4 protein-coding genes are annotated in these 2,706 nt (G+C 27.0%); all 4 read right to left on the bottom strand.

Translation table 11 applies throughout. From position 1 onward, the window contains the following. Nucleotides 1-399 precede the first annotated feature (399 nt). Nucleotides 400-816 (bottom strand): hypothetical protein, encoded by a 417-nt coding sequence (locus HGPT_RS07740; protein WP_019139270.1) that lies wholly within the window; start codon nucleotides 814-816, stop codon nucleotides 400-402. Nucleotides 817-827: 11 nt separating this feature from the next. Beyond that, nucleotides 828-1,064 carry a hypothetical protein gene (locus tag HGPT_RS07745; RefSeq protein ID WP_019139271.1) on the bottom strand — a complete coding sequence of 79 codons (237 nt, stop codon included), beginning with the start codon at nucleotides 1,062-1,064 and terminating at the stop codon, nucleotides 828-830. A gap of 217 nt (nucleotides 1,065-1,281) precedes the next feature. Next, on the bottom strand, nucleotides 1,282-1,728 hold the full coding sequence (locus HGPT_RS07750; RefSeq protein ID WP_019139272.1) for a hypothetical protein: 447 nt from the start codon (nucleotides 1,726-1,728) through the stop codon (nucleotides 1,282-1,284). A 156-nt stretch (nucleotides 1,729-1,884) separates the two neighbouring features. Beyond that, on the bottom strand, nucleotides 1,885-2,286 hold the full coding sequence (locus HGPT_RS07755) for a hypothetical protein (protein ID WP_019139273.1): 402 nt from the start codon (nucleotides 2,284-2,286) through the stop codon (nucleotides 1,885-1,887). Nucleotides 2,287-2,706: the final 420 nt, after the last annotated feature.

The following is a 2,706-nucleotide window of genomic DNA, read 5'->3' on the forward strand; positions in this document are numbered from 1 at the left end:
ACCAATACTTTCTAGGTTAGGATATTCTTTATCAAAATCTTCATAGTCCATCTCATATTCAAACTCATCATTTAAGTAATCAACAATCATGTTTTTAACTTCTTGTAATTTATCTTCTTTTCTCATAATTCATTCTCCTTATTGTTTTTTTTTCTCTCTTGTAGATAATAAGTAACTTAAATAGCCAAATGAATATATTGAGATTTGTGCCAGGAAAAAACCACCACCCTGTTTATTTAGTTTTGCCAATTTAAAAGGTGGTTAGTCATCTTCCAACCACCTAAGATCAAGTACATAATTATTACAAACTAAAAACGCTCTCTAAGGTCGAGAACGCTTTTTGAGAACTCCTCCTACAACATGGTAGACGAGTTATTTATATTATATAAAGGCAAACTATTATCTAACACCTTGATAACCATGTCTTTCAATTATAGGTAAAACTTTTTCTAAATCATTATCTTGAAATGTAATGTTTATTTCTGGGAAAATTCCTGCCATGACACTAATATAACCTAATGAATATTTAGCATTATCTTCAGTTAAGTAAATAGGCTTTCTAGAATTATTACCAATACCATTAGCTGAATAATTATCGCCATAAGAAACAATGCCTAAGCTTTTATCGTAAAAGTATTCCTTTAACATGTTAAGCACTATCCTATATATTTCTGTCCTTTGTTCGAACCTGTCGTAGCCTTTAATTGTGTTGAAATCTACGTTATTTAAAAAGTTATAAACACCAGAATTTTGAATAATATTTAAAAAGTCTTTTTTTGAAACCTCAACTACTTTTCTAGTTTCTTCAAATAGCATAATATCCCCTTTTATCTAAAGATCCTATTCATAACTTCATCTGTTTTTTCTTTCACATGAACTATTCCGTATTGTGTTTGAATACCAGTAAAAATTGTTTCCTTATCATACTTATCTGTATAGTTATAATCGTTCTTATGAAGAATATCTTCTGTTAATGGAGCAACAATAACAATATCTTTCTTTCTTATAAAAATATTTTCTCCAGTATCGTTATCAGTTAATTTTACAAAACTTTCTCTATTCATTTTATTCTCCTCTCTATTAATTATTTCTTTCTTTCTTGTAAATAATAAATAGCTTAATTGAAGATGAAATTATATAGCAAATAAAAAAAGTGAGGTTAACCCCCACTAACTAGATAAAAATTTTAACACCCTTTTTTGTAATGATTAAAACTTCTTACAAATAATAAGTATCTTAAATTGACAAAATAACATATTAAAAAGAAGAAAAAGCCTATTTCTAGGCTCTCTTTGCATAAACAACATCACCATATTTATTTATGAAGTAAGTAAGACCTATCTCTTTCATAGGGAACTCTTCATAATTTCCCATTTTTACTCTTCTTTCAATAAATTTTTTTAAATTATCTAAATCACAAAATTCAAAAATAGCTGACTGTTCTAAACATCGTATATTAGAATAAAGTTTAAGCCATACTTCTTTTTCTTTCAGTTTTGGAATATCAGTATTTCTACAAGAATGAACGGAAACCCTCATCATACAATTTTCCTTATAATCAAAATATGAGAATTTATTTTTTCCGTCATTTATAAAACTATAATCGTCTTGAAGACTATTTAAGAAATCATTTACTTCAATCATATTACTAAAATGAAAAATATGTTTTCTTCGAAATAAATTATCCTTGTTGATTTTTTTAACTTCTTTAATTTCGACCCTAAACATAACACATACTCCTTTTTGTTATTATCTTTTGTTTCCTCTTACAATTAATAAGTAACTTAAAAGTCGATTGAATTATATAAGACTTCAAAGTTTGATTTACAAATTACAAAAGTTAAAGGCAACACTGTATATTTGAAGATCCCTTGAAACAATTAACTAAGAAATAACTAAATAAGCTTTATATTTTGAGTCCAGTCTGTTGGGTTCGAATGGAGAACTATAATCCATTAAAGAATTATAGTCATAAAAAAAATCATAAATCATTGTGTCACGCAAAGATTCTAATTGAGAAGAATGTGTGTCATTCACCATGAGTCTTGTTTCGATATATTTTGCTAAATCTGCCTCATCAGTAACATGAACTACAACTCTCCACCACGACAACAGTAGTTGTGTGAAATCAACCTCAAATTCACATGATTTACCATTTATCACATTAATGTCAATCTTCAAATTTTTATAAAACTCTTTACCTGGATTAAACCCATCGTTAAATAATTTTGTACAATAGATTAATCCTTGCCCTCTTCTAATTTCCAGCATGTGTCTTTTCCCCATAATTCATTCTCCTTTTCTTTAAAAAAATTCACTAAAAACTAAATCTTAAAAAAAACTCGTCAAATTCTTTTTTACTAATTTTTTTATTTTTTATATCCTTCATTCTTACAATTAATAAGTAACTTAAAGTTTAAAATTAATATATAGAGCCTTGTCTTGTAATTTACAAGTTTAAAAAATTAAAAGTAACATTGCATATTTGCTGATACTGTTTATTTTCTATTCATTCTCTTCCAATTTAAAATATATGAAGAAAAAGCCTATTTCTAGGCTTAATCTTAAAATGGAATATCGTCATTATCCATTGGGAAAAATCCTTCATCTGAAAACTGTTCATCATAAGTTGGTGCATTTTGACCTTGGTTATTGTTTTGGTTACCTTGGTCGTTATTTTTTCTTGTATCTAAGAATTGAACATTT

The organism is Peptoniphilus timonensis JC401 (genome assembly GCF_000312025.1).
Taxonomy (GTDB): domain Bacteria; phylum Bacillota; class Clostridia; order Tissierellales; family Peptoniphilaceae; genus Peptoniphilus_A; species Peptoniphilus_A timonensis.